Origin of the sequence: Brenneria sp. L4-2C, assembly GCF_040240335.1 — a bacterium.
In the GTDB taxonomy this organism is placed as follows: domain Bacteria; phylum Pseudomonadota; class Gammaproteobacteria; order Enterobacterales; family Enterobacteriaceae; genus Brenneria.
Map to the genome: position 1 here is coordinate 1 of NZ_JBEIAC010000025.1, position 25899 is coordinate 25899.

Sequence of the window (25899 nt, forward strand, 5' to 3'; positions counted from 1 at the left end):
GGTCAAGGCAATGTCGTCAATGGCAGCGTGAAGGCGTGGTGATGTTAAATCCGGATAAGCCACAAAACGCATCAGAAAAAGCAGCCTGAAAACGCATTAAGGGTGACAACTTCGTTGACAGCTACCGTAAGTAACGCTCGCTGAGCACATTTTCTTTGCCATAACGGCGTTCCAGTATTCCCTGAGCTCTTTTCTCTCGTGCTGTTCCGTCTACTTTGTTCTGGATGCATTTCAGACCGAGAGGGTCGATCCAACTGAGGGGGTTCGGACCGTAAGCATAGAGGTTAATACCCCCCGCCAGCCCTATCGGGTCAGATTGGGTAAACTGTCTGTCGTCAGGACCGTACTATCCGTTCAGGTTGTAGTTACCTCTTCTTTTTAAATCGTAATTCATAGATAGAATCTTTATGTGAGATGGTTACACAGAGATAACTTAAGTTTGAAGGTGCTGGACGACTATCTGGCACGGCTTCACCGACAACCACGCTGCAAACAGACGCATCTTTGACAGAACAGGCTAGAGATTGAGCAGATCCTGCAGCAGACGCTGGCGTTGCTCGCTCAGATCAGTGACTAAAACAATAAAGCCAGAAAGAACGCTGGGGTCACCTCCGGCTTTTATCAATCACCTAAATCTGGTCGAAAGTGACCTGTTTATAAGGAAAATTACCAGGTAGTGAATCTGGTTTTATTTTTTTTGATAAAATCCCCGCGAGTAGTGATGTAATATTCTCATCAAAATATTCAACATCTGGAGATCTGGATGCAATTATAGCTGTTCCCCATAAGTTGCTATTCTCGACATTGGAAACAACCCAAAAAAAATAGTCACCATTATCAGTGACACCTACTGGCAATAGCCCTCCTTTATTAGGATATAAGGTGTAATTATAATAGTCAGAATCTTCGTTAATTAAGTAATTGAAATCTTCGAGGATTAATTTTTTTTGTTCAAAAAAGTTGAGATCATCATTTTTAGTAAATGGATTGAACAACGCGATAAAATCAGCAATTCGTCCTGTTCCATAGGATTTTGTAAAATCCACATAATCATCTGGGAATGAAACGTTTACATCAATGGGAGGCCAGACCTCTTTATCCCCATTTTCACTTGGTAAATGAGGTGGGACTAAGATAGTTTTCAAATGAGATAGAGACATATTTACATTCCTGGAGGATTAAGAAGAGTGAGGCTTTCAAAGAAGCCACCGCTACCTTCAGCATTAATAGTTATCCCTGCGGGGATCCTTGAAGGCCCTTTATAAATTGGAGTCACTGAAACATCAACAACCTCTCCACGTTCCAAGGCCTTTCTTATACGTCCTTCAACGCTACTCATATCCGGTGTATTTACCGGACGATGCTGGATAGTAACCAGATTTCGTGGGTCATCGCCAGAACCTCCTAATTGCCGCCCAAGTAAATGCCCACGAGCACGATTAGAGCCTGCACCAGTAATAAATCCTGGTGGTTGGATTGTAGGATTCGCATGTGTACCGGTATTTACGTCATTTGCATCTAAGCGTGCTCTGACGCCTGAAGGACGGCCTAATTGATCCAATTCACCATAATGAATATTACACTTACTTAGCCCCAGCGGATCAACCCACATCAGCGCATTCGGCGCATACTGATAAAGGTTCAACCCACCCGCCAACCCAATCGGGTCAGGCGCAATAATCTACCCGATTTTCGGATCGTACTACTTGCTTCGGCCGTAAATTACCTTCATTCAGTCGTCATAGTGACGGAAATTGCTCACGCTACCGCCCGCCGACGAGAAAGTTGACTATGGCTGGGAAGCATTCTAAGTCAGACGGTGCGGTAAATAAAGCAGCTAAAACAGAACGTTACTACACGGTGGAATACACCCCGCAAAACGGCGGAGCCAACCCGTCGTCCGCCATCAACCTTAAGGGGCGCAGGCTTGAAGAATCGGGGTTTATGACTGGCATGCCGATAACCATTACCGCCCTAACAGGGCAGGATAGTGATTGAGACGGAGATTAATCTCTGATCATGTACTAAACAGCAGGTAAAAAATAGCCGGAAGGATCGTTAAGATCGCTTCCGGTTTTCTATTTAGTAAATATAAGTAGTACCAACAGATTTTTTATTCTGTTTGACCATTTTTATAATTAACTCCCAGCCATCATTTGTTTTCTTTCTTCCTGCAAAGGTATATAAAACATCATCAGTGGATAAATTAATTTTCATAGTTTCATTATCAATAAATTCAACTTGAGAGATAAATATCATTGGCTCTTCATTGATAAACCTCCAACTAGCTTCATACAACCAAATGGGTGGTTCTTTCATATAATGAAACTCATTGGCAAGAGCAGTTTTCATCCACTTCTTTACATTTGCAGGTATTTTATCTATCCAATCAATATTGGGCATAGGTAATCCTGACTCTTTGTAAAGATTAAATATTTTTTTTACAAATTGCTCAGCCTCTTCATGAGCTACGCCAGCAGCATAGTTCTTTTCTGCCACATCAGATAGTGCAGAACTGAAAACAATATATTCTTGATTCATAAAATTACCATGAGTTTACACCTTTAATTACTTCTAATAGTTCCATCCCCGGATGCCTATAGGGGTCCATATCTGCGTGTTGCCAAGGGTCAACCTCAGACAAGTTACTCTTATTATGAACACTAGGGCCGCCAACGCGCTGAGGTATATTAGTATGATGTAATTCATAAGGAATATCTCTAATATCTGTGGCTCCAGTTTTATTTATTCTAACAGCCGGTTATCGGCATCGTACGTATTAATGTTGCTCCTCCTCACCATTACGTCGGCTGACCAGATTGCTCAGCTATCGTAACGGCAGAACAACCGTTGCGAGAGTGCGGGCAATCACACTCGCTACCTTTCACCGACAAGAAAGGCGACTGAGGTTGACGCATATTCTGCGCCCTTTACCCCTGTTTTTAAAATCTCTCAGCCGGAGCGCTATCAGCGTGTCGGCTACCGGCCCAACAGGGGCAACGTCTCTACGCCCGCCATCAATATCAGCGGCAAGTGGCTACAGGAAGCCGGGTTCAGCACCAGGCAGCCGCTCAAGCTGCGCGTGATGCCGGGCTGCATCGTCATCACCGCGCAGGATATTCGTGAGTTGTGGCACTGTCTGGAAGGATTACGCCGGGAGCCGTTCGATGAACGCGCCGCCGCTGACTGACCTAATCGCTTTCCCGGCGGACTGGATCTGGCGGGGATAACAGATAATAATTGGCCGATAATTAAAAAGCCGGAAAGATCTTTGGGGTCTTATCCGGCTATTTTTAAGAGCATTTTCTCTATAAAAACTTAACTAATATTCGAGATCTTTCTCAGTGTTTTTATTATTATGAGATATGATTCTTCGATGGAGTTATTAATTTCAAAATAATTATTAATATCCTGATTTTTATAATATATATTCCCCTGAGAATCGGAGATATCGATATCATAAGAGATCCTATCTTTGGAACGTACCTCAATAACAATCTCATCACAATCTTTATCTAAAACGTACTCTTTATTAATTAAAATACTAAAATAGAAGACAGAGTGTGAACCAACAATTTTCACTTCAATAGACGAAGATTGAATAGCATTAAAATCACATCGATCTCTTAATGAATTAATTTTACTGAAGATTAAGTTATCCATTTTATTATCCACATGATTTTTTTACAGTCTTTGTATAATTAGATGGTTTTTCAGTTCCTCTAGTATCAGCCTATTCTCTCTATTTAGACATATCTGGATCATTACTTGGTCTGACAGAAGCATGATTTTTACCATCTTGAACTACATCTAATCCGCCATCATTTAACGTTTTCACATCAAGTGTTTGATATTTACCATTAGAAGGTTTCTCAATTGTTGTAGATAATCCTGTCGTTGTATCTTTCCCTGGTCGAGGGGCCAAATTTGAATCGGTACCACTTCCCATACGATAAACAACACCATCGGTTAATATTTTAGCCAACCCCAACGGATCTATCCACGTCAGCGGATTTGGCGCATAAACATAAAGGTTCAGTCCACCCGCCAGCCCTATCGGGTCCTGCGTCGTAAATCTGCCAACCACCGGATCAAAATATCTAAACAGATTATAGTGTAGTCCCGTTTCGCTGTCAGCATACTGACCGGCATAGCGCAGCGGCTGGTCTATCACGGGTTGTCCCTGCCGTAGCTCGACGCTATCCACCGTCTGGCGCCCGACCTCGCCCCATCCGCCGTCCTTGTCCTCACAGCCCGCGTCGATACGTTCGGCCAGGTACCCGCGCGCATCGAACGTCAACCGGTACCCGGCGCCATCCGGGCGCGTATCAGCCGGTTATCGGCATCGTACGTATAATGTTGCTCCTCCTCACCATTACGTCGGCTGACCAGATTGCCCAGCTATCGTAACGGCAGAACAACCGTTGCCAGTGTGCCAGACGGTTATGGGGAACGACGTCGCTGCCATCGTGCAGGAAATCGCGCACGCTACCGCCCACCGACAAGAAAGGCGACTGAGGTTGACGCATATTCTGCGCCCTTTACCCCTGTTTTTAAAATCTCTCAGCCGGAGCGCTATCAGCGTGTCGGCTACCGGCCCAACAGGGGCGACACCTCCACGCCCGCTATCAATATCAGCGGCAAGAGGCTACAGGAAGCCGGGTTCAGCACCGAGCAGCCGCTCAAGCTGCCGGGCTGCAATGTCATTACCGTGCAGGATATTCGGGAGCGGTGGCGCTGTCTGGAAGAATTAAGCCGGGAACCGTTTGATGAACGCGCCGCCACACAATGGCTGAACACCTTTCCCGGTGGGCTGGATATGGCGGGGATGACGGATAATAACTGACCGATAATTAAAAAGCCGGAAAGATCGCTTCCGGCTTTAACCAATTATTAAATAATGCTAATCTTCGGCACCATCTTCAAAATGAAAATGTTCCATTGATGCACAGGTGAAGCTACCGATAAATGATGGTGATTTATGTTTATCCTCATGTGGATAAAACAAATCATTTTCGATTGCCCAATCATAAACCCCTTTATTAACAGGATATTTTGTTAAAACCCCTGTCAATCTATTTTCCTTTATCCAGTCTTTAGCGTCCTTCAAATAAAGGAATATCCCCGAAGGGAAACGAGCCATCGCACCATTAAATACCCATATCTCTTTTATATGCATTTTAGCCATTCACTCTAAATTTTGGTATCTAAACCATCTTTGTATTTTATCGACAGTTTTACGAATTACGGATCGATTGGCATCAACTACAACTTGCTGCTTAGATGTTAATGATGGTGAACCTTTGATAGGTCTCCCAGCTTGCCCTATTTTTGTTTCAGGTCCGCCACCTTTAACATGAAGATGTGCAGGGCCATGATCCCCACTTCTGGTGTAATGGACTATTTCAACGTCTCCCTGCTTAGCGACCACCTTAGGGGGTAAATCGGGTTCAGTATATTTACCATTTCCTTTGGTAGTACCACATTATCTAGACAATCCCAGCGGATCGATCCACCCCAACGCATTCGGCGCATACTGATAAAGGTTCAGTCTACCCGCCAGCCCTATCGGGTCCTGCGTCGTAAATCTGCCAACCACCGGATCAAAATATCTAAACAGATTATAGTGTAGTCCCGTTTCGCTGTCAGCATACTGACCGGCATAGCGCAGCGGCTGGTCTATCACGGGTTGTCCCTGCCGCAGCTCGACGCTATCCACCGTCTGGCGCCCGACCTCGCCCCATCCGCCGTAATGTCCGCTCCAGCGCACGGCGCCTTTGTCATCGGTCATCTCCAGCGGCGCGCTGTTCAGGTCGGTATGGAGCCAGTACCTCTCGCCGGGGACGCCGGCTTTCCCCGCCTGGTCGATGCGCGCCAGCGGGCTCCACGGCTCCGCAGGGTCGTAGAGATACGTGCTGCGGCGCTGGTCCTGCGGCGTCAAGGCTTGCAGCAGCCGGAACCCCTGCCACACGAAGCGCGTCTCTTCCTCGCGTCCCCGTTTGTACTTCACCCGCTTGCCGGTCCTGCGTCCCAGCGCGTCGTAGGCGTAGAACGCGTCGAACGCGCCCTCCGGCCCCGTTCCCCACGCCCGTATCAGCCGGTTGCCATCTTTAATGCTGTTTGCCTGATAGTGAAGGTGAAGTCCTTTCTTCTCAAAGTGATATCCCAATAGCCATAGCTCAATCGACCTCAGTGCCGCCAGCAGGCTTAGCACCCAAAGCCGTTCTCCGGTTTTGCTCCCGCTGGCTCGCAGCCCAAAGCAAAATCGCTCGCTTTTTTCATCACAAGCGAAGTATTTCCCAGAAGGCGGTCAATGCGTTTTATTTTATCCTTGACGCGGGTTGTTCCTGGCAAGTGTGGTGAGAGAAAGTGTTGCGCCTTGCATTAGCGCCACGGTGGAATCGATAATCGCATTTTGGCGATATTGGTGCGTTGAGATTAAAGCGTTACGTAAAAAAGTCTGGCATACTTTACGAGCAGGCATAGAGGTGATCCCATTGAATTTGTTAGCGCAATCAGTAGATCACAAAACTCTATGCCTGTCTCGTTTTCTGAGGATTCTTCAGCCCGATGTGGGGGCTTGTTGGACCAGATAGTTGTTCAATCTTTGCCCTGAACGGGCGGTACGGTTTGCGGGGACAAGTGAGTCGGCGCAGCGGGTAACTTGAGGGCGTCCTCACTGTTCAGTGATGCGCGCGAACACGCCGTCCTCCAGTTTAAAGTAGTCCGGGAGCTGGTTGCCATGGTCAACATTAAGGATGCGCTGCATACACAAAGAGAAACGCTCAAAAGCATTACGGCAAGAAAAGGCGGCTATCTTGTTCAGGTCAAGGGAAATCAGCCTACGTTGTTTAATGCCGTGAAAATGCAGTTTGATGAGGCCCTTAAAGATGATACCGCCTTGGCTCAATATGAAACGCAAGATAAGGGACACAGGCGGGCGGAACGACCAATCACCTTTTAGATGCCGGCACAGTGATCATGTTAGGAGATGGAGTGCGTTTAATTTTACTTTTGAGTTTTATTACCGTATTTGGCGCGCATGCCTCATCGGATTTGGGCGAAGCGCTGGTCAAAGGCGGTGATTTTTATGTCGGCGACGTTTTTGGCAATCAGGATTATCTCTCTCATGCGAATGTAAAACTCGCGTCTTTTTACATTATGCGAACCGAAGTCACTTATGAACGTTATCAGAAAATACATCAATGGGCCGTATTGCATGGTTATGACTTTAATGCCGGTTGCAATGGCGCTACGTATGAAGATTGTCTGGCGCCGGAAAAGGATGGCGGTAAACATCCGGTGACCAATATTGAATGGCTGGATGCGGTTATTTTTGCCAATGCATTGAGTGAAGCATCGGGCCTGACGCCGGTTTATTGGTCGGAAAAAGGACAGCCGATGCGTACGAACGCTAAAAATAACGAGATTCATGTTAATGAGCAGGCCAATGGATACCGTCTACCGACGTTAAGCGAATGGCATGTCGCCGCCAGAGGGGGAGCGCCCGCGCTGAATTCAGGACATTATGGCGATCGCTACTCAGGCGGAAATAATGAAAAAAAGGTCGCCTGGTATCCGGATTTTAATAGCCATGATTTCGGTACGAAAATGGTAGGGCAATTATCGCCGAATGCATTGGGGCTTTATGATATGAGCGGCAATGTATCCGAGTGGGTTTATGATAGCGACAAGATTGATAACATTAAAATGTATTACTTTTGCGGCGGCAGTTATCTTTCTCATGCCACGACGTTGGCCGGTTGTGATAGCCACAGCTCAGGGTTCATTATGCCGGATATCGGGTTTAGATTGGCGCGGAGTAATTTGAATGCACAGTAAGCGTATTATCATCGTCTTGATGATGTTGCTCTCTTCGTGGGCAGTGGCGGAAGAGCATTCTAATGTTCTGCTCAGGGATGGGATAAACCGGATTGATTTAAACGGGGATGGAGTGGATGACCTGTTGCTGCGCGCGGTTTTTGATAATAATACCTCTCATCCCGTCAATACCTTGACGATTTTCATTAAAGACAGACGCGGAAACGATAATATCGTGCCTGTTCCTGATGATGCAGGATTTACCTGGGTCGACTTTAGCCTGTCGGCATCGGTGATAAAAGTAACGGACTATGCGTTATATAAAGAAAAGGGACGCTATTACATGGTTAGCGCCAATAAAATTTCCGATAAGCGAAGCGGGGAAGATATATCGGATGCGTTGCCGGTAAGGTTTGTGCGCTATGAACTTAAGGAGAATGATGACGATCCCGGCGTTCCTGCTTATTTCTGGGACTATATCAGCGCGTCTGTGACCGCGAAAAAATATCTCAGCGTAGATGACGCTTTCCCTGAGTTGAACGTTGCAGGTAAAAGATGAAAGCGGTAGCGGTTTTATCGATGATTATCCCTTTTTTTTGCGCCGCGCATCCGCCGCCTGTCGATCAGTATATCAAGCAAATCCAGAGGGCGCTCGACAAGCAGCCCGCCCTGTGCCTGGGCGAAACCCGCTGGCCGGTTGCCATCGGTAAAGAAGGCGCAAACACGAGCTGGATTACCGGGAAAATGGCGTCATTAGTGGATGCGGGGCTGGCGACATCCCGTATTGAGGGCCGTCAAAAGATATGGCGGCTGACGCCGACAGGGTTAAAGGAATTTAAAAAACATGGCGATTTTTGCTATGGGCGCATGCGGGTTAAAGATATCGAGAGTATGACGCAGGAACAGAACGGCGGCGGCGTTATTATCTTTCATTATTATATAAAGTCGTTGCCGAAGTGGGCGGAAAATAAATCAATTCGCTTCGCATATACGGATTTGGATAATCTTGTTACGGGCATTAATTCAGCGAGATATCAGGTGGATTATCAACGCATCGGTGCGGATACGATAAAAATAACCGGCGAGCCTAATCAACTGGACCTGTTTTATTAGACGTCCGTATCCCTGTCATATTAATTAAAGGTCGGACATCAGTCGATATCACGCCGCCATGCTGTCCCGCCGCCGAACATCCTGAACAATCTTAACGAAACCATTACGGTTCAGGCATGGAAGTTATCAGCATAGTTGACGATAATAGCGCCAAACCTTTTCTTTCCCGCGCGGGAAATTAACTCCAACTACCATTAAGATTTTCATGACAAAACCATCGCGTTCCCGACTGTTGAAACTTCTGCTGTTCGTCGTATTGGTCTTGATTATTGGCGGCGTCGTCTGGCGCCTGTGGCCGGGCGGGCAGAACAAAATGGCCGGGCGGGGCGGCCCCGGTATGATGATGGGCGGCGGCAGTACGCTGGTTCACGCCGGAAGCGCAACCCAGGCCGATGTGCCGGTGTACCTCAATGCGCTGGGTACGGTCACGCCGAATGCCACGGTTACGGTCACCAGCCGCGTCGACGGCCAGTTAATGAAAGTCTATTTTACCGAAGGCGAAAAGGTCGAAGCCGGACAACTGCTGGCGCAGATCGATCCGCGCGGCTATCAGGCGACGCTGGCGCAATATCAGGCCGAACTCAGTGAAAATCAGGCGTTGTTGAAAAGCGCGCAGCTCACGCTGAACCGCTATAAAAAACTCTATGCTCAGGATTCGCTTTCCCGCCAGGAACTGGATACGCAGATCGCCACCGTCGGGCAGTATAGCGGGGCGATCAAAGCCGATGAAGCGCAGATCGCCGCCGCGCGGCTGAATATCGAATATGCGCGCATCACCGCGCCGATTAGCGGACGCGTCGGCCTGCGTCTGGTGGATGCGGGTAACATGGTGACCAGCGGCGATACCACCGGCATCGTCACCATCACGCAGACCCAGCCCGCGGCGGTCACCTTCAGCGTACCGCAAAGCAACATTCCGGTGTTGCTGAAAGCGTTGCATAACGGGCAGAGTATGCCGGTCACCGCCTTTGATCAGGATAACAAAACGACGTTGGCGGAGGGGAAAGCGCAATTCATCAGCAACAGCATCGACATCAGTACCGGCACCGTGCAGTTAAAAGCCCTGTTCGATAATGAGGATGAGGCGCTGTATGCCAACCAGTTCGTCAACGTCCGCCTGCAAATCGGCCTGTTGTCCCAGGCGACGGTGATCCCGGCTCAGGCGTTGCAGCTCAGCAGCGACGGCAGTTTTGTCTTCGTGATCAACAAAGACGATACCGTGACGCGCAAGGTGGTGCAAACCGGGCCGAGTTTAGGTGAAGATCTACAGGCGATTATTGCCGGCGTGGAGCCGGGGGACAGGGTAGTGACGGAAGGCATCGAACGTCTGGCCAACGGCAGTAAAGTCAGCGTGGTGACGGCGGAGCAGCAACAGACCGGCGGGAGCGCCGGGACGCAATGAATCCGTCACGCATCTTTATTGAGCGCCCGGTCGCCACTATCTTGCTGATGATGGCGGTGCTGATTTCCGGCATTTTCGCCTATCGCGCGCTCTCCACCTCCGCGCTGCCGCAGGTCGACTACCCGACGATTCAGGTGACCACCCTTTACCCGGGCGCCAGTCCGGATGTGATGGCGTCGTCCGTCACCGGGCCGCTGGAGCGCCAGCTCGGACAGATGGCCGGGCTGAGTCAGATGACCTCCAACAGCAGCAGCGGTTCCTCATTGATTACGCTGAAATTTTCGCTCGATCTGTCGCTGGACGTCGCGGAGCAGGAAGTGCAGGCGGCGATTAACGCCGCCGACAGTCTGTTGCCCGCCGATTTACCCAATCCGCCGACCTATAAAAAGGTCAATCCGGCGGACAGCGCGGTCATCACGCTGGCCGCCAGTTCGGATACGTTGCCGCTGATCAAAGTGCAGGATCTGGTGAACACGCGTATCGCGCTCAAGCTGTCGCAGATTTCCGGCGTCGGCATGGTGACGCTGGCGGGAGGTCATCAGCCGGCGATCCGCGTGCAGGTGGATCCCAAGGCGCTGGCGGCGCGGGGATTGACGCTGGAAGACGTCAATACGCTGATCGGCAACAGTAACGTGAATGGTTCGAAGGGCGGGTTCGACGGCAAATATCATTCGGTCACCATTGATGCCAACGACCAATTGCGTACCGCGCAGGAGTACGCCAATCTGATCCTGGCCTATCAGAACGGCGCCGCGCTGCGCCTGCGCGATATCGCCCGGATCGAAGAAGCGCCGGAAAACAGTTATCAGTCGGCGTGGGCCAACCGCAGTCCGGCTATCGTCATCAGCGTGCAGCGCCAGCCCGGCGCCAATGTGATCTCGGTGGTGGATAACATTAAAGCCCAACTGCCGACCTTGCAGGCGGCGCTGCCGGAAGGCGTGAAAATGGAGATCTTGTCGGATCGCACGCAAACCATCCGCGCCTCCATCAGCGATGTGCAGTTCGAGCTGATGCTGTCGATCGCGCTGGTCATCATGGTCACCTTCCTGTTCCTGCGCAATATCGCCGCCACGCTGATCCCCAGCGTGGCCGTGCCGTTGTCGCTGGTGGGTACCTTCGGCGTGATGTATCTGGCCGATTTCAGCCTCAACAATCTGTCGCTGATGGCGCTGACCATCGCCACCGGCTTCGTCATCGATGACGCAATCGTGGTGGTGGAGAATATTTCCCGTCGGCTGGAAGAGGGCGAAAAGCCGATGCAGGCGGCGCTGAAAGGCTCGCAGCAGATTGGCTTTACCATCATCTCGCTGACCTTCTCGCTGATCGCGGTGCTGATCCCGCTGCTGTTTATGGGCGATGTGGTCGGGCGGCTGTTCCGTGAATTCGCCATTACGCTGGCGGTGGCGATATTGGTGTCGATGCTGGTGTCGCTGACCCTGACGCCGATGCTGTGCGCCTATTTGCTGCGCCATATCCCGCCGGAAAAGCAGTCGCGCTTTGCGCGCAAGGGCGGCGAGTTTTTCGACAAGCTGGTTCATGGCTACGATCGCCTGCTGACGGTGGTGCTTAATCATCAGAAACTGACATTGCTGGTGGCGTTGGGGACTTTCGTGCTGACGGCGCTGCTTTATCTGGTTGTCCCCAAAGGCTTTTTCCCCGCGCAGGATACCGGATTGATTCAGGGTATCAGCGTGGCGTCGCAGGATGTCTCTTTTGGTGAAATGACCAAACGGCAGCAGGCGCTGGCGGAGGTGATTTTACAGAATCCGGCGGTAGAGAGCGTCTCCTCCACCGTCGGGATCGACGGCAACAACACCAGCCTGAACAGCGGCCGTCTGCAAATTAACCTCAAATCGTTCGATGAACGCGACGATCGCGCCGATGCGGTGATCGCCGAGCTGAAACAGGCGGTGCGCAGCGTACCCGGCATCGCGCTCTATCTGCAATCGGCGCAGGATCTGACGGTCAATGACCAGGTCACGCCGAGCCAGTATCAGTTCACGCTGGATGACGCCGACAGCGAAAATCTGGTGAAATGGTCGCCCGCGCTGGTCTCGGCGCTGGCGGCCCGGCCGGAGTTCAGCGATGTGGTCAGCAATCTGCAAGATCAGGGACAGGTCTCCTATGTCGAGATGAACCGCGACAAGGCCGCGCGCTACGGCATTACCGCCTCGGACATTGATACCGCGCTGTACAACGCCTTCGGGCAGCGGCTGGTCTCGACCATTTTCACCCAGTCGAATCAGTATCGCGTGGTGCTGGAAGTCGCGCCGGACTATCAGCAGTCCCCGGCGTCGTTCGATGATATCTGGCTGGCCGCCGGCGACACGTCCTCCGCTTCATCTTCTTCATCTTCAACCGCCGGCATGGTGAAACTGACGTCGATCGCCGATATTCACCAGCGCACCGGCTCGCTGATGCATATGCGGCTGAACCAGTTCCCGGCGGTGACGGTATCGTTCAACCTGAACGACGGCTACTCGCTGGAAGAGGCGCAGCAGGCGATCGCCGACGTCGGCAAGCAACTGGCGCTGCCGTCGAGCATTACCCTGCGTTATCAGGGGGAAGCCGCCGCGTTCCAGAGCGCCAGCGGCAACACGCTGTGGCTGATTCTGGCGGCGCTGCTGACCATGTATGTGGTGCTCGGCATTCTGTATGAAAGTTTTATTCATCCGGTGACCATTCTGTCGACGCTGCCGTCGGCGGCGGTGGGCGCGCTGCTGATCCTGCTGCTGGCGGACACCGAATTCAGTCTGATTGCGTTGATCGGCATGATTCTGCTGATCGGCATCGTCAAGAAGAACGCCATTATGATGATCGACTTTGCGCTTGAGGCGGAGAATCATCAGCGCCTCAGCCCGCGCGAAGCGATCCATCAGGCCTGTTTGCTGCGCTTCAGACCGATCCTGATGACCACCATGGCGGCGCTGCTCGGCGCGCTGCCGCTGATGCTGGCGTCCGGCTCCGGCGCGGAGCTGCGACAGCCGCTGGGGCTGGTGATCGTCGGCGGTTTGATCGTCAGCCAGGTGCTGACGCTGTTCTCCACGCCGGTGATTTATCTGTGGTTCGACGGTCTGGCGCAGCGCGGCAAACGCTACATGCGTAAAGCGCGGCAGCCGTCGCAGGGCGGGGAATGAATATGGTGCGGTTGTTTATCTTCCGTCCGGTCGCCACGCTATTGCTGACGCTGTCGATTCTGTTGCTTGGCATGCTGGGGTATCGTCTGCTGCCGGTGGCGCCGCTGCCGCAGGTCGATTTCCCCACCATTATGGTATCCGCCAGCCTGGCGGGCGCCAGCCCGGAAACCATGGCCGCCACGGTGGCGACGCCGCTGGAGCGGGCTTTGGGGCAGATCGCCGGCATTACCGAAATGACGTCCAGCAGTTCCTCCGGCAGCACCAATATCATTTTGCAGTTTGAACTGAACCGCGATATCAACGGCGCGGCGCGCGACGTGCAGGCGGCGATCAACGCCTCCCGCAGCATGCTGCCGAGCAGCATGGCCTCGCTGCCCACCTACCGCAAAGCCAACCCGTCGGATGCGCCGATCGTGATGCTGGCGCTGACCTCGGAGACCCGTACCCCCGGCGATCTGTACGATCTGGCGGACAGCAAGATCGCCCAGAAAATCGCCCAGGTGAAAGGGGTTGGGGAAGTGTCGCTGATGGGCAGCGCGTTGCCGGCGGTGCGTATCGATCTGCAACCGCAGAAGCTGACCCACTTCGGCATCTCGCTCGATACCGTACGCGCCGCCATCGCCGCCAGCACCACCAATCTGCCGAAAGGCATCCTGAACGGCGCCAGCCAGTCGTGGGTGGTGGATGCCAACGGCCAATTGAACAAGGCGGCGCAGTACCGCAATCTGGTGGTCAGCTATCAGGATGGCCGCACGATCCGCCTGAGCGATGTGGCGACGGTGTACGACGCGATAGAAGATAAATACAAGGCCGGCTACTACAACCGGAAGCCGGCGGTGATGCTGGGCGTGACGCGGCAGGCGGGCGCCAACATGCTGGAGACCATCGATGCGGTCAAGGCGCTGCTGCCGACGCTTCAGGAGGAACTGCCGGCGGATACGCTGTTGAAGCTGGTGGTCGATCGCTCCTCCACCGTGCGCGCTTCGCTGTATGAAACCGAAGAGACGCTGCTGATCGCGGTGCTGCTGGTGATCGGCGTGGTATTCGTGTTCCTGCGCAATGTTCAGGCGATGATTATCCCGGCGCTGGCGTTGCCGGTCTCGCTGATCGGCACCTGCGCGGTGATGTACCTGCTGGGTTACAGTCTCGATAATTTGTCGCTGATGGCGCTGATTATCGCCACCGGTTTCGTGGTGGACGACGCCATCGTGGTGCTGGAAAACATTACCCGCTATATCGAAGCGGGACTCAGCCCGGTGCGGGCGTCGCTGAGAGGGGCGCGGGAGGTCAGCTCCACCGTGCTGTCCATGACCTTGTCGCTGGTGGCGGTGTTTATCCCGATCCTGCTGATGGGCAGCGTGGTGGGACGGCTGTTCCGCGAATTCGCGGTGACGCTGACGGTGTCGCTGCTGATCTCGATGCTGGTGTCGCTGACCCTGACGCCGATGCTGTGCTCGCGGCTGCTGAAGCGCAAGCCGGCGGTGACGCGGCGTCCGCATCCGCTGTACCAGTGGATCGAAAATCAGCTCAACGCCTTGCTGGCGGCCTACGCCCGCGGGCTGGAATGGGTAATGAAGCATCAGCGCCTGACGCTGTTCAGCCTGCTGCTCACCGTGGCGCTCAACATCTTCCTGTACGCCGTGGTGCAGAAGGGCTTTTTCCCCACGCAGGACACCGGGCTGCTGATGGGCATGGCGCGCGCCGACCAGAACATCTCGTTTCAGGCGATGAAGCCCAAGATGGAACAGGCCGCCAAACTGATCGCCGAAGATCCGGACGTCGATGGGGTGATGGCGTCGATGGGCGGCGGCGCGTTCGGTTCACGCAACAGCGCCAATTTCTTCGTCCATCTGAAAGATTTCGACCAGCGCAGCGCGACGGCGAGCGAAATCGCCAACCGCCTGAGCGCCAAAGCGCAACATCTGGCCGGTATGCAGCTGTTTCTGATGGCGGCGCAGGATTTGCGCATCGGCGGACGCAGCGCCAACGCCAGCTACCAGTACACGCTCCAGGCGGACGATCTCGATACCCTGCGCGTCTGGACGCCGAAGGTGCAGGCGGCGCTGGCGCAGATCCCGCAGCTGACCAGCGTGGATTCCGACTCCCAGACCGGCGGACAGGAAGTGATGATCGACATCGACCGCGATAAAGCCACGCGCTTGGGCGTGAACGTCAGCATGCTCGACACCCTGCTGAACAACGCCTTTAGCCAGCGGCAGATCGCCACCCTGTACCATACGCTTAATCAGTATCATGTGGTGATGTCGCTGGACGACAGCTTCACCGGCAACCCGGATATACTAAAAGAACTGTTCGTGATCAACGACGACGGCGATCGGGTGCCGCTCTCCGCGTTCACCCGCTTCAGCAGCGACAACGCGCCGCTGTCGGTGGCGCATCAGGGGCATTCCGCCGCCAGCACCGTCGCCTTCAATCTTCAGGACGGCGTCTCGCTGGAGCAGGCGCAGGCGCTGATTAAAAACGCCATGGCGAAGATCGGCCTGCCGGGCGACGTACAGGCCGGATTCAGCGGCACCGCGCGCGAGTTCGGCGAACTGACCGCGTCCATGCCGTGGCTGATTCTGGCCGCGCTGGCGGCGGTCTATATCGTGCTGGGCATGCTGTATGAAAGCTATATTCATCCGCTGACCATTCTGTCGACATTGCCGTCGGCCGGCGTCGGCGCGCTGCTGCTGCTGCTGCTGACCAATACCGAACTGACGGTGATCGCGCTGATCGGCATTTTGCTGCTGATCGGCATCGTGAAAAAGAACGCCATTATGATGATCGATTTCGCGCTGATGGCCGAGCGCGAGCAGGGGATGTCGCCGCAGCAGGCGATCGTTCAGGCGTGTCTGATGCGCTTTCGCCCGATTATGATGACCACGCTGGCGGCTTTTTTCGGCGCGCTGCCGTTGGCGCTGGGCAGCGGCGGCGACGCCGACCTGCGCAGTCCGCTCGGTCTGGCGATCGCCGGCGGTCTGGCGCTCAGCCAGTTACTTACGCTGTTCACCACGCCGGTGGTGTACCTTTATCTTGATCGCGTCAGCCGCGCCACTCGTCGTCAGTGGCAGCGTCTGCGCCATGCTGAATAACGACTTATGAAACTGAAAACTATCGCGTTTAGCCCGCTTTTCCTCGCGTTGTCGCTCGGCGGTTGCGCCGTGGGGCCGGACTATCAGCGTCCGACGACCAGCGTGCCGTTGCAGTATAAGGAAGCGCAAGGCTGGCGGCCGGCCACGCCGCAGGATCAGGTCGGTAAAGGCGAATGGTGGTCGGTTTACCATGACGCCACGCTCTCGTCGCTGCTCAGTCAGGTCAGCATCTCGAACCAGAACGTCGCGCAATATGAGGCGCGCTATCGCCAGGCGAAAGCGCTGGCGACGCAGGCGCGCGCCGATCTGCTCCCGACCGTCGGCGCGACCGGTTCCGGCGCTCGCAGCGGCAGTAAAACCAGCGCCGGCCAGCGTAGCGTCGACAACAGCTTCTCGGCGCAGGCCAGCGCCAGTTGGGAACTGGATCTGTGGGGAAAACACCGGCGCACGCTGGAAGAGAACAAGGCCAGCGCGCAGGCCAGTCTGGCGGAGCTGGCGAATATCACGCTGAGCGCGCAGTCGGCGCTGGCGCAGGATTATTTCCAACTGCGCATCATGGACCAGCAGATCGCCTTGTATCAGCAGAGCGTACAGACCTATGAGCGTTATTTGCAGGTCATCGACAATAAGTACCGGGCGGGCGCGGAATCGCGCGGCACGCTGGCACAGGCGCAACTGCAACTGGAAAGCGCCAGAGCGTCGGCGCTGGACGTCGTCTGGCAGCGCGCGCAACTGGAACATGCGATTGCGTTGCTGATCGGCAAAGCGCCGGCGGAATTCAGCCTGGCCGCGGCGCCGTTGACCGCCGCCATGCCGGCGATCCCCAACGCCCTGCCGGCGGAACTGCTACAGCGCCGACCGGATATCGCCTACGCCGAACGTAATGTGGCGGCGGCGAATGCGGCGGTGGGCGTGGCCATCGCCGGCTACTATCCAGACCTGACGTTAAGCGCCAGCGGCGGTTTCAGCAGTTCCGCGCTGCATAATCTGATCTCGCTGCCGAATCGCGTCTGGTCGCTCGGCCCGGAACTGAGCGGCACGCTGTTGGATTTCGGCGCGACGTCGGCGCAGGTCGAACAGGCGCGCGCCGCCTATGACGCCAGCGTCGCCAGCTATCGTCAGGCGGTGCTGGAGGGCTTCACCGAGGTTGAGAATTATCTGGTCGAATTGAACACGTTACGCGATGAGCTTGCCGCGCAGCAGCGCGCCGCCGACGCCGCCAGAGATTCCGCGCGCGTGACGCGCAACCAGTACGAAGCAGGGATGATCGACTACCTGGATGTCGCCGCCACCGAAAACACCAGCCTTAACCAGCAGCAAAATTTGCTGTCGCTGCAAAGCACGCAGTGGGTAACCAGCGTTGAGCTGATTGCCGCGCTGGGCGGCGGCTGGGATGGAATATCGACCCAGTGAGGCCAACCGTAACTCCGTTATTCCCAGCACTCCAACTCCGCCATCCCCGCGGCTCCACACCCGTCATTTCCGCGGCTCCACATCCGTCATTTCCGCGGCTCCATATCCGTCATTTCCGCGGCAGTAGGCGGAAATCAGCCGCTGGAACCGTGAATAGCCATTGACTGATGCCCGCCTGCGCGGGCATGACGGCGGGGTAATTCCCGTGCCTTCACACCCGTCATTTCCGCACCTCCATATCCGTCATTTCCGCGGCAGTAGGCGGAAATCAGCTGCTGGAACCGTGAATAGCCATTGACTGATGCCCGCCTGCGCGGGCATGACGGCGGGGTAATTCCCGCGCTTCCACATCCGTCATTTCCGCGGCAGTAGGCGGAAATCAGCCGCTGGAACCGTGAATAGTCATTGATTGATGCCCGCCTGCGCGGGCATGACGGCGGGGTGATTTCCGCGGCTTCACACTCGTCATTTCCGCGGCAGTAGGCGGAAATCAGTCTCTGGAACCGTGAATAGCCATTGACTGATGCCCGCCTGCGCGGGCATGACGGAGGGGTATAGTCATCGACTGATGCCTGCCAGCATGGCGGATTTGCAGGAGAGACTTTGTCGTTAAACGTTAATCGCCGTAAAATGATTTCTGTAATGATTATTAAGTTATTAACGATACCAAAGATTAAGGGAGTGGATCATGCCATCGAAAGCGAGCATTCCGGCAGAGATTGAAAGACAGATAAAACAACTGGGGCCGGTGATTGATGTGCCGGCGACGAAAGCGCTCTATATGTCGCTGCTTGCAGACCAACCCACGGAAGGCGTGAGCGTCCACAAAGATATCGCCTACGGCGACGATGAACGACAGAACGTGGATATCTACCTGCCAACGACTGGCGCGGACAAAAAAAGCCCGGTGCTGATTTTTGTACACGGCGGCGGTTTCATTCGCGGCGATAAATCTTCGCTCAGCAATCAGGGCTATTTTTATGCGCGTCAGGGGATGGTCGTCGTCATCCCCAATTATCGTCTGGCGCCGGCGCACCAATGGCCGACAGGCGCGCAAGACGTCTCATCGGCGCTGGCATGGACGCGAGCGCATATCGCCGGATTCGGCGGCGATCCGCAGCAAATCGTATTGGCCGGGGAGTCCGCCGGCGCCGCGCATGTGGCCGCCGCCACGCTGATTCGTCGTTTTCATCCCGTTGAAGGGCTCAACATTGCCGGCGCGGTGCTGATCTCCGGGATTTATAACGCGCGACTGGAATATCTGGCTCGCCGACAACTGCGCATCCCCACCCCCGATCCTTTCGGCGACGCTTATTTCGGTTCGGACATCAACGATCGGGCCGATATGTCGACCGTCGAGCTGATCGATGCCGCGCCGTTTCCGCTGTTTATCAGTTATACCGAGCTGGATCCGATACCGATGCAGGTTGAAGCCGGAGAACTCTTTGCCCGACTGGTCACGCAGCATGGCTTTACGCCTGACCTGCATGTGGTGTATGGGCATAACCATCTCAGCCAGATGTACTCGGTCAATACTGATGATGCATCGCTCAGCGGCCCGGTGATGGATTTTTTAAGCAAGCGGTTTGCGTGAACGCCTGCCTGAATCGGCGCGGGTAATTTATGGCGCGACGCTGTCAGGGGGCGGCGACTTTTCAGGTTCTCACGATAAAAGCAACCGGGTGATAAACACCCGGCCGACGGCGCTTACGCCTGGCGTTTATCTTCGGTATTGGTATCGAAGTCGCCGGCGGCGTGGCGTTCATGCAACTGCTCGTTGAGCGGGCCATGGGTGCGATTAACGATGCGGCCGCGTTTTACCGCCGGACGATCGCCGATATCCTTCGCCCAGCGCAGCACGTTGGCATAGCTGCCCGCATCAAGGAATTCCGCCGCATTGTAGACGTTGCCCAGCACCAGATTGCCGTACCACGGCCAGATCGCCATGTCTGCGATGCTGTACTCGTCGCCCGCCACATATCTGCCGTGCGCCAGCTGTTTATCCAGCACATCCAACAGGCGTTTGCTCTCCATGGCGAAGCGGTTGATGGCGTATTCGATTTTTACCGGCGCGTAGCTGTAAAAATGGCCGAAACCGCCGCCAAGAAAAGGCGCGGAACCCTGCAACCAGAACAGCCAGTTCAGCGTTTCGGCGCGTCCGGCGGGATCCCGCGGCAGGAAATGGCCGAACTTCTCCGCCAGATAAAGCAGGATATTGCCGGATTCAAACACGCGGATCGGCGGCGTGACGCTATGGTCGCGCAGCGCGGGAATTTTGGAGTTAGGGTTAACGTCGACAAAACCGCTGGAGAACTGATCGCCTTCGCTGATGTTAATCAGCCAGGCGTCGTACTCCGCGCCGCTGACGCCGAGCGCCAGCAACTCCTCCAGCATAATCGTCACCTTTTGGCCGTTAGGCGTACCCAGCGAGTAAAGCTGGAGCGGATGCGCGCCGACCGGCAGCGCTTTCTCATGCGTTGCTCCCGAGATCGGACGGTTGATGTTGGCGAAAGCGCCGCCGTCATTTTGCTTCCACTCCCATACTTTTGGCGGTTGGTAGCGGTTCTCTGACATATTGACCTGCCTTGTTGGTGGATGTACTGAAGCAGTTTAGCAGTTGCCGGCGAAGACGTTTAATTGCGCCTGCCGGGTGAAGCCTGACGGCGGTGGAGACAGCGAATTTTTCGGCTTCGCATCAATGCCCTGCGCAATGAGTGCTATCATGAAGCCACCTCTGTCGGGTATTGCCTGGGCGGGATAATAGAGGGGTTTTCTACAGCCAACCGTCCGGGCAGCGTTAATTTGAGGTCAGGCAATGAGCAAAGGAACAACAGATAGTGACGCCCCATTCGGCACCTTGTTGGGGTATGCGCCAGGCGGCGTAGCGATTTATTCATCGAATTACAAAAGTTTGGACCCGCAAAATATGCCGGGCGACGCCTCGTTTCGCAGCTATATCGACAACGAATATATGGGGCATAAGTGGCAGTGCGTCGAGTTCGCCCGGCGTTTTCTGTTTTTGAATCATGGTTTCGTCTTTACCGATGTCGGTATGGCGTATGAAATCTTCTCTCTGCGCTTTTTGCGCCAGGTCGTTAATGACAATATCCTGCCTTTACAGGCGTTTGCCAACGGCTCTCAGCGGCCGCCGGAAGCCGGCGCGCTGCTGATCTGGCAAAAAGGCGGCGAATTTTGCCAGACCGGCCATGTGGCGGTGATTACTCAACTGGTGGGTAATAAAGTTCGCGTCGCCGAGCAGAATGTGGTTCATCAGCTGTTGCCGCCGGGGCAGCAGTGGACGCGCGAGCTGAAGCTGGCAGTGAAAGACGGCCGTTACACCATTCATGATACCTTCGACGACACCGCCATCCTCGGCTGGATGATACAGACCGACGAGACGGAGCACAGCCTGCCGCAGCCGGTTATCCCCGGCGAGGCGTTGGTTATTCGCGGCGCGCGGCTGGACCAGCAGGGCCAGTTCGACGGCAAGTGGCTGGACGAGCGCGATCCCTTGCAATTGGCCTATGTGCAGGCGAACGGCGGCCATATTATCAATCAGGATCCCTATCAATATTTCACCATCACCGAAGACGCCGAGCAGGAGCTGATCAAGGCGACCAATGAGCTGCATCTGATGTATCTGCACGCCACGGACAAGGTGATGAAAGATGACGAGTTGCTGGCGCTGTTCGATATTCCCAAAATTCTCTGGCCGCGTTTACGGCTCTCCTGGCAGCAGCGCCGACACGATATGATCACCGGGCGTATGGACTTCTGCATGGACGAGCGCGGTCTGAAAGTCTATGAATATAATGCCGACTCCGCCTCCTGCCACACCGAAGGCGGACTGATCCTTGAACAGTGGCTCCGGCAGGGATATCCCGGCAAGGGGCATAACCCGGCGGATGAGTTGCTCGACGAGCTGACCGGCGCATGGAAGCACAGCCTGGCGCGGCCTTTCGTCCATATCATGCAGGACAAGGATCTGGAGGAGAATTACCACGCCGGGTTTATGCAACGCGCGCTGACGCAGGCCGGTTTCGAGAGCAAAATCCTCTACGGGCTGGACGAGCTGCGCTGGGATGCGGCCGGGCGGCTTATCGACGGCGATGGCCGGCTGGTCAACTGCGTCTGGAAAACCTGGGCCTGGGAGACCGTTATCGAACAGGTGCGCGAGGTCAGCGCGGACGAGTTCGCGGCGGTGCCGATCCGTACCGGCCACCCGGATAATGAAGTGCGCCTGATCGACGTGCTGATGCGTCCCGAAGTGATGGTCTTCGAGCCGCTGTGGACGGTGATCCCCGGCAATAAAGCGATTCTGCCGGTGCTTTGGTCGTTGTTCCCGCATCATCGCTATCTGCTGGATACCGATTTTACGGTGAACGAAGAGCTGGCGAAAACCGGTTATGCGATCAAGCCGATTTCCGGACGCTGCGGCAGCAACATCGACCTGGTCAGCCACCATGATGAAGTGCTGGATAAGACTTCCGGCAAGTTCGTCGATCGGAAAAATATCTACCAGCAGCTGTGGTGTCTGCCTAAGGTCGCCGGCAAGTACATTCAGGTCTGTACCTTTACCGTCGGCGGCAATTATGGCGGCACCTGCCTGCGCGGCGATGATTCGCTGGTGATTAAAAAAGAGAGTGATATCGAGCCGCTGATCGTGCTGAAAGATAACCAGCGGTAGTCTGGGGACAGATGGCGGGCGATTCCCGCCATCTGCCGGGCCGATTAAGCCGCTAGCTTTTTTCCCCGTGCGGGGAGGCGGCTTTACTGCTCAATGTCAGCGCCGGTTTGGCTTGCCTTCAACGGCCAGTGGTCGAGCGCGATTTGCGCGCCGCCGCTAAACGTCACCTTCGGCTGTTCCGCCGGGAAGTAGCGGGAGGACATCACGCCCACGCCGTCATTAATAAAGATCTCCAGGCTGGAGCTGTCGCAGAGGATTTGCAGCTTCTCAACCTTGCCCTGCCAGTAACGAATCTCTTCCTCGCCGTTGCGCAACCCCTTACGACTTAACGTAATGCCCTGCTCATCGCAGGTCAGCCGCATGGTCTCGCCGAACTCCGACTGAAAGTTTCCGGCCACCTGTAATTGGATCTCGGCGCTGCGGACATCCAGCGTCGGCAGCGCATCGGCGGTTCCGCTGGCCTGCCGGCGGGTTCCGCGCAGCGTTTGCAGTTCGCGCGCCGGTACCTGGCGGAGCTTGCCGTCGCGCACGCTCAGTTCGCGCGGGCAGGTCATCATATGCACCCAGCCGTGTTGCAGGGTGGGCTGCTCAAACTCATCCTGATCGGGTACGCCCATCCAGCCTATCAGCAGGCGGCGGCCATCGTCGGCAAGGGTGGTTTGCGGCGCATAAAATTCGTGGCCGCAGTCCAACTCGTGGAACTCGCCGTGCGGATAATCGCCGGTGGCGTAATCCAGCGTACCGAGCAGATAGCCGCACTGGTATTGGTTCAGATAGCGGCGCGCTTCGGCGGCGACGCCCTGCGGGCAACTGATCAGCACATCGTGGCCGTCGAGGTGGAACAGGTCCGGACACTCCCACATATAGCCGAATGCCGCGCTGCCCCGTACCTGGCTGCCGGCAATCTCGCCGATCAACGTCCAGTTCGTCAGGTCGGGCGATTTCAGCAGCAGCACTTTACCTTGCAGTTGCGGATCCTGCGCCGCCAGCACCATGTACCAGCTATCTTCATGCCGCCAGACTTTCGGGTCGCGGATGTGGCCGGTGTAGCCTTCGGGTTGAGCGTATACCGGTTGTTTTTCGAACTCGCCCTGCGCATTCTGTCGGGCGATGCACTGCCAGGCGGTACGATCGCCGGGCAGCATCACGTTGCCGGTATAGATCAACACCAACTGCCCGTTGTCGTCCACCGCGGAACCGGAAAAGCAGCCGTCGATATCGAATTTTTCACTCGGCAGCAGGGCGACCGGCTCATGCCGCCAGTTCACCAGATCGGCCGAGCTCCAGTGGCCCCAGAATTTGTCGTCATGGTTGCAGGCCAGCGGATTCCATTGATAAAACAGATGGTAACGTTGCTTAAACTGAATAAATCCGTTCGGGTCGTTCATTAATCCCACCACCGGGGACAAATGCCACAGCGGTCGGTGGTGGTCGGATGGGGTACGCTGATGACCTTTCATCACCGCGAGCAGCGTTTGCTTCAGGAGGTGTTTTTCTCTCATTGGTCGCCCTTTTCGTTATAGCTGAACAATAAAGTAATAAAAAATGGCAGGCCGAAAGCCATGGCCAGACCAATCAAATGATTGACTAACGAACTGGCCTGAATAATGGCCAGCCCCGGCAAACCGGTCAGGCCCACGCCGGTGGCGTAAACCTTGCTGTAGACGACCCAGGCGCCGCCGATCGCGCCGCCGGCCATGGCGGCGATAAACGGCTTCACAAAGCGCAGGTTGACGCCGAATACCGCCGCCTCAACCGAACCGATGATCGCCGAGAAGGCCGCCGGAATGGCGATCTTGCGAATTTTACTGTCGCGGGTGCGGAACCAGACGGCCAGACAGGCGCCGCCCTGGGCGACGTTGGCCATCGACCAAATCGGCAGCAGATAGTTGACGCCGATATTGGGATTAATCAGCAGTCCGGCCTCGATGGCATGGAAACTGTTCTGGATGCCGGTCATCGCCACCACCGAATAGAGGCCGCCGAAAATCACCCCGGCAATCCAGCCGGTCTGCGCAATCAGCGTGGTCAGCACATAGGCGATGCCGTCGCCGAGCATGCGGCCGGCCGGGCCGATCACCAGCAGTGCGACAAAACCGGAAATGATCAGGGTCAGGAAGGGAACGAAAATGATCTCGACGATATCGGGAACGATGCGGCGCAGGCGCTTTTCGAGAAAGCTCATAAACCAGACGGTCAGCAGCACCGGAAACACCGTTCCCTGATAGCCGATCATGGCGATTTGCAGACCGTAGAAGTCCAGCGTATGAAAACTTCCCAATCCGCCCCAGATATTCGCCAGCGTCGGGTGCGTCAGGATGCCGCCGATGGTGGCGCCGAGAAACGGGTTGCCGCCGAAGACCCGGGCGGCGGTAAAGCCAATCAGCACCGGCAGGATGATAAAGGCGGAGGAACTGAACATTTCCAGCAACACGTAGACTGCGTTTTGCGAATCCAGCCAGCCGTAGGTTTTGATCAGGCTCATCAGTCCCATCAGCAACCCGGAGGCGATAATCGCAGGGATAATGGGGATAAAAACGTTGGACAGGGTGCTGGCTATGCGTTGGAAGTAGCTGAGATTTTTGGCGGCGTTTTGCGAGGCTTCTTCTTTTTGCGTCGAGTCATCGATCATCGCAACGTGGGCAAACGCGTCGTAAACGTCGTTAATCACACTGCTGTCGAAGACAACCTGTACTTGTCCTGCCTTGCGAAAACTTGCTTTTACCCCTTTGATCGCATCAATTGCATTCAGATCCAGCTTTGATTCGTCTTCCAGTACTATCCTAAGTCGTGTGGCGCAGTGAATGGCCGAAGCAATATTATCCTTGCCGCCCATCAGCGGAACGAGCTGCCGGGCTACCTGCTTGTAATCCATGAACTTCCTCGAAAACTTTAGCTTTATATACCCGTCATACTTCGAGCCGCAGGTGCGTTGGCTTTCCTCACTCACCCCAGTCACTTACTGGAGTAAGCTCCCGGGGATTATGAGAGACTTCCTGTCTCTCACCGCAGGCCAGCCGCTGGCTGGTCAAATTCGTTCCACACGAATTTGTCGTGGCGTCGCCGCCTTTCTGCGACTCGAATTATTTCGGGTATAAAATAGTGAACTTAATTTTTGTAAAATAGTGAAATCGATCACAAATAACATCTTAAACCGATGTATGTAAACACATAATCGCCTTGCGGTACAGTTTGTTAACGTGAGGATTGACCACGCCGATGCCGGTAGAA

Annotated in this window: 20 protein-coding genes and 5 pseudogenes; 13 read left to right on the plus strand and 12 right to left on the minus strand. The window is 55.0% G+C overall.

Going from position 1 to position 25899, the window contains the following annotated elements:
• Positions 1 to 226: 226 nt before the first annotated feature.
• From ABRZ26_RS25120 to ABRZ26_RS22440, 3 genes and pseudogenes are all read right to left on the minus strand, one after another.
• A pseudogene (locus ABRZ26_RS25120) lies at positions 227 to 331 on the minus strand (RHS repeat-associated core domain-containing protein); the annotation flags it as partial.
• Between the two features lie 298 nt (positions 332 to 629).
• Entirely contained in the window at positions 630 to 1160 is a 531-nt protein-coding gene (locus ABRZ26_RS22435; protein ID WP_319606320.1) for an SMI1/KNR4 family protein, read from the minus strand.
• Positions 1161 to 1162: 2 nt separating this feature from the next.
• Positions 1163 to 1669, minus strand: a pseudogene (locus tag ABRZ26_RS22440) (DNA/RNA non-specific endonuclease); the annotation flags it as partial.
• Positions 1670 to 1791: 122 nt separating this feature from the next.
• Here ABRZ26_RS22440 and ABRZ26_RS22445 point away from each other — a divergent pair.
• The gene (locus ABRZ26_RS22445) at positions 1792 to 1998 is read left to right on the plus strand and encodes a SymE family type I addiction module toxin (RefSeq protein WP_413556395.1); all 207 of its coding nucleotides are present in this window, start codon (positions 1792 to 1794) and stop codon (positions 1996 to 1998) included.
• Positions 1999 to 2082: 84 nt separating this feature from the next.
• On the opposite strand, the gene ABRZ26_RS22450 is transcribed toward ABRZ26_RS22445, so the two are convergent.
• Complete coding sequence (locus ABRZ26_RS22450) at positions 2083 to 2541, minus strand: hypothetical protein (RefSeq protein WP_319606321.1); 459 nt, start codon at positions 2539 to 2541, stop codon at positions 2083 to 2085.
• Positions 2542 to 3016: 475 nt separating this feature from the next.
• Here ABRZ26_RS22450 and ABRZ26_RS25125 point away from each other — a divergent pair, with 475 nt between their 5' ends.
• Positions 3017 to 3190 carry a SymE family type I addiction module toxin gene (locus ABRZ26_RS25125; protein ID WP_502881496.1) on the plus strand — a complete coding sequence of 58 codons (174 nt, stop codon included), beginning with the start codon at positions 3017 to 3019 and terminating at the stop codon, positions 3188 to 3190.
• A gap of 786 nt (positions 3191 to 3976) precedes the next feature.
• Here the strand turns inward: ABRZ26_RS25125 and ABRZ26_RS22455 are convergent.
• Positions 3977 to 4445: pseudogene (locus ABRZ26_RS22455) on the minus strand (RHS repeat-associated core domain-containing protein); the annotation flags it as partial.
• On the opposite strand from ABRZ26_RS22455, the gene ABRZ26_RS22460 reads away from it, so the two are divergent.
• Positions 4433 to 4846, plus strand: a complete 414-nt coding sequence (locus tag ABRZ26_RS22460; protein ID WP_319606322.1) for a SymE family type I addiction module toxin — start codon at positions 4433 to 4435, stop codon at positions 4844 to 4846. The pseudogene ABRZ26_RS22455 and the gene ABRZ26_RS22460 overlap by 13 nt on opposite strands.
• A gap of 57 nt (positions 4847 to 4903) precedes the next feature.
• Here the strand turns inward: ABRZ26_RS22460 and ABRZ26_RS22465 are convergent, their stop codons facing one another.
• From ABRZ26_RS22465 to ABRZ26_RS22480, 4 genes and pseudogenes are all read right to left on the minus strand, one after another.
• Positions 4904 to 5188, minus strand: coding sequence for a DUF7710 domain-containing protein (locus tag ABRZ26_RS22465; RefSeq protein WP_319606323.1), 285 nt, complete (start codon positions 5186 to 5188; stop codon positions 4904 to 4906).
• 297 nt (positions 5189 to 5485) lie between these two features.
• On the minus strand, positions 5486 to 6115 hold the full coding sequence (locus ABRZ26_RS22470; RefSeq protein ID WP_502881497.1) for an RHS repeat-associated core domain-containing protein: 630 nt from the start codon (positions 6113 to 6115) through the stop codon (positions 5486 to 5488).
• Positions 6110 to 6283: pseudogene (locus ABRZ26_RS22475) on the minus strand (IS4 family transposase); the annotation flags it as partial. The gene ABRZ26_RS22470 and the pseudogene ABRZ26_RS22475, both read right to left, overlap by 6 nt.
• Positions 6284 to 6285: 2 nt before the next feature.
• A pseudogene (locus ABRZ26_RS22480) lies at positions 6286 to 6484 on the minus strand (IS4 family transposase); the annotation flags it as partial.
• Between the two features lie 258 nt (positions 6485 to 6742).
• On the opposite strand from ABRZ26_RS22480, the gene ABRZ26_RS22485 reads away from it, so the two are divergent.
• The 9 genes from ABRZ26_RS22485 to ABRZ26_RS22525 all read left to right on the plus strand — a co-directional run bounded on the left by ABRZ26_RS22485 (position 6743) and on the right by ABRZ26_RS22525 (position 19575).
• Positions 6743 to 6964 (plus strand): hypothetical protein, encoded by a 222-nt coding sequence (locus tag ABRZ26_RS22485; RefSeq protein ID WP_319606324.1) that lies wholly within the window; start codon positions 6743 to 6745, stop codon positions 6962 to 6964.
• A gap of 32 nt (positions 6965 to 6996) precedes the next feature.
• Entirely contained in the window at positions 6997 to 7842 is an 846-nt protein-coding gene (locus tag ABRZ26_RS22490) for an SUMF1/EgtB/PvdO family nonheme iron enzyme (RefSeq protein ID WP_319606325.1), read from the plus strand.
• The gene (locus ABRZ26_RS22495; RefSeq protein ID WP_319606326.1) at positions 7832 to 8380 is read left to right on the plus strand and encodes a carbapenem self-resistance protein CarG family protein; all 549 of its coding nucleotides are present in this window, start codon (positions 7832 to 7834) and stop codon (positions 8378 to 8380) included. Before ABRZ26_RS22490 ends, ABRZ26_RS22495 begins: the two co-directional genes overlap by 11 nt.
• 20 nt (positions 8381 to 8400) lie before the next feature.
• On the plus strand, positions 8401 to 8934 hold the full coding sequence (locus tag ABRZ26_RS22500) for an SEN1982 family lipoprotein (protein WP_502881498.1): 534 nt from the start codon (positions 8401 to 8403) through the stop codon (positions 8932 to 8934).
• A gap of 205 nt (positions 8935 to 9139) precedes the next feature.
• Positions 9140 to 10336 (plus strand): MdtA/MuxA family multidrug efflux RND transporter periplasmic adaptor subunit, encoded by a 1197-nt coding sequence (locus tag ABRZ26_RS22505; RefSeq protein WP_319606328.1) that lies wholly within the window; start codon positions 9140 to 9142, stop codon positions 10334 to 10336.
• A complete protein-coding gene (locus tag ABRZ26_RS22510; protein ID WP_319606329.1) occupies positions 10333 to 13473 on the plus strand; it encodes a multidrug efflux RND transporter permease subunit in 3141 nt (1046 codons plus the stop codon). Before ABRZ26_RS22505 ends, ABRZ26_RS22510 begins: the two co-directional genes overlap by 4 nt.
• The gene (locus ABRZ26_RS22515; RefSeq protein WP_319606330.1) at positions 13470 to 16568 is read left to right on the plus strand and encodes a multidrug efflux RND transporter permease subunit; all 3099 of its coding nucleotides are present in this window, start codon (positions 13470 to 13472) and stop codon (positions 16566 to 16568) included. The genes ABRZ26_RS22510 and ABRZ26_RS22515 overlap by 4 nt, the downstream gene beginning before the upstream one ends.
• 6 nt (positions 16569 to 16574) lie before the next feature.
• Positions 16575 to 17981, plus strand: a complete 1407-nt coding sequence (locus ABRZ26_RS22520; RefSeq protein WP_319606331.1) for an efflux transporter outer membrane subunit — start codon at positions 16575 to 16577, stop codon at positions 17979 to 17981.
• A gap of 688 nt (positions 17982 to 18669) precedes the next feature.
• Complete coding sequence (locus tag ABRZ26_RS22525; RefSeq protein WP_319606332.1) at positions 18670 to 19575, plus strand: alpha/beta hydrolase; 906 nt, start codon at positions 18670 to 18672, stop codon at positions 19573 to 19575.
• Positions 19576 to 19688: 113 nt separating this feature from the next.
• Here the strand turns inward: ABRZ26_RS22525 and yghU are convergent, their stop codons facing one another.
• A complete protein-coding gene (yghU, locus tag ABRZ26_RS22530) occupies positions 19689 to 20555 on the minus strand; it encodes a glutathione-dependent disulfide-bond oxidoreductase (protein WP_319606333.1) in 867 nt (288 codons plus the stop codon).
• A 241-nt stretch (positions 20556 to 20796) separates the two neighbouring features.
• On the opposite strand from yghU, the gene gss reads away from it, so the two are divergent.
• Positions 20797 to 22668, plus strand: coding sequence for a bifunctional glutathionylspermidine amidase/synthase (gss, locus tag ABRZ26_RS22535; protein WP_319606334.1), 1872 nt, complete (start codon positions 20797 to 20799; stop codon positions 22666 to 22668).
• A gap of 83 nt (positions 22669 to 22751) precedes the next feature.
• On the opposite strand, the gene ABRZ26_RS22540 is transcribed toward gss, so the two are convergent.
• Positions 22752 to 24170, minus strand: coding sequence for a glycoside hydrolase family 32 protein (locus ABRZ26_RS22540; protein ID WP_319606335.1), 1419 nt, complete (start codon positions 24168 to 24170; stop codon positions 22752 to 22754).
• Positions 24167 to 25543 (minus strand): PTS transporter subunit EIIC, encoded by a 1377-nt coding sequence (locus tag ABRZ26_RS22545; RefSeq protein ID WP_319606336.1) that lies wholly within the window; start codon positions 25541 to 25543, stop codon positions 24167 to 24169. The genes ABRZ26_RS22540 and ABRZ26_RS22545 overlap by 4 nt, the downstream gene beginning before the upstream one ends.
• Positions 25544 to 25899: the final 356 nt, after the last annotated feature.

Excerpts from the sequence above, each read along its gene's own strand:
- ABRZ26_RS22485 (WP_319606324.1), top strand. The coding sequence starts at position 6,743 with ATGGTCAACATTAAGGATGCGCTGCATACACAAAGAGAAACGCTCAAA.
- gss (WP_319606334.1), top strand. The coding sequence starts at position 20,797 with ATGAGCAAAGGAACAACAGATAGTGACGCCCCATTCGGCACCTTGTTG.
- yghU (WP_319606333.1), bottom strand. The coding sequence starts at position 20,555 with ATGTCAGAGAACCGCTACCAACCGCCAAAAGTATGGGAGTGGAAGCAA.
- ABRZ26_RS22505 (WP_319606328.1), top strand. The coding sequence starts at position 9,140 with ATGACAAAACCATCGCGTTCCCGACTGTTGAAACTTCTGCTGTTCGTC.
- ABRZ26_RS22450 (WP_319606321.1), bottom strand. The coding sequence starts at position 2,541 with ATGAATCAAGAATATATTGTTTTCAGTTCTGCACTATCTGATGTGGCA.
- ABRZ26_RS22495 (WP_319606326.1), top strand. The coding sequence starts at position 7,832 with ATGCACAGTAAGCGTATTATCATCGTCTTGATGATGTTGCTCTCTTCG.
- ABRZ26_RS22465 (WP_319606323.1), bottom strand. The coding sequence starts at position 5,188 with ATGGCTAAAATGCATATAAAAGAGATATGGGTATTTAATGGTGCGATG.
- ABRZ26_RS22545 (WP_319606336.1), bottom strand. The coding sequence starts at position 25,543 with ATGGATTACAAGCAGGTAGCCCGGCAGCTCGTTCCGCTGATGGGCGGC.
- ABRZ26_RS22520 (WP_319606331.1), top strand. The coding sequence starts at position 16,575 with ATGAAACTGAAAACTATCGCGTTTAGCCCGCTTTTCCTCGCGTTGTCG.
- ABRZ26_RS22540 (WP_319606335.1), bottom strand. The coding sequence starts at position 24,170 with ATGAGAGAAAAACACCTCCTGAAGCAAACGCTGCTCGCGGTGATGAAA.
- ABRZ26_RS22525 (WP_319606332.1), top strand. The coding sequence starts at position 18,670 with ATGCCATCGAAAGCGAGCATTCCGGCAGAGATTGAAAGACAGATAAAA.
- ABRZ26_RS22445 (WP_413556395.1), top strand. The coding sequence starts at position 1,792 with ATGGCTGGGAAGCATTCTAAGTCAGACGGTGCGGTAAATAAAGCAGCT.
- ABRZ26_RS22510 (WP_319606329.1), top strand. The coding sequence starts at position 10,333 with ATGAATCCGTCACGCATCTTTATTGAGCGCCCGGTCGCCACTATCTTG.
- ABRZ26_RS22515 (WP_319606330.1), top strand. The coding sequence starts at position 13,470 with ATGAATATGGTGCGGTTGTTTATCTTCCGTCCGGTCGCCACGCTATTG.
- ABRZ26_RS22500 (WP_502881498.1), top strand. The coding sequence starts at position 8,401 with ATGATTATCCCTTTTTTTTGCGCCGCGCATCCGCCGCCTGTCGATCAG.
- ABRZ26_RS22435 (WP_319606320.1), bottom strand. The coding sequence starts at position 1,160 with ATGTCTCTATCTCATTTGAAAACTATCTTAGTCCCACCTCATTTACCA.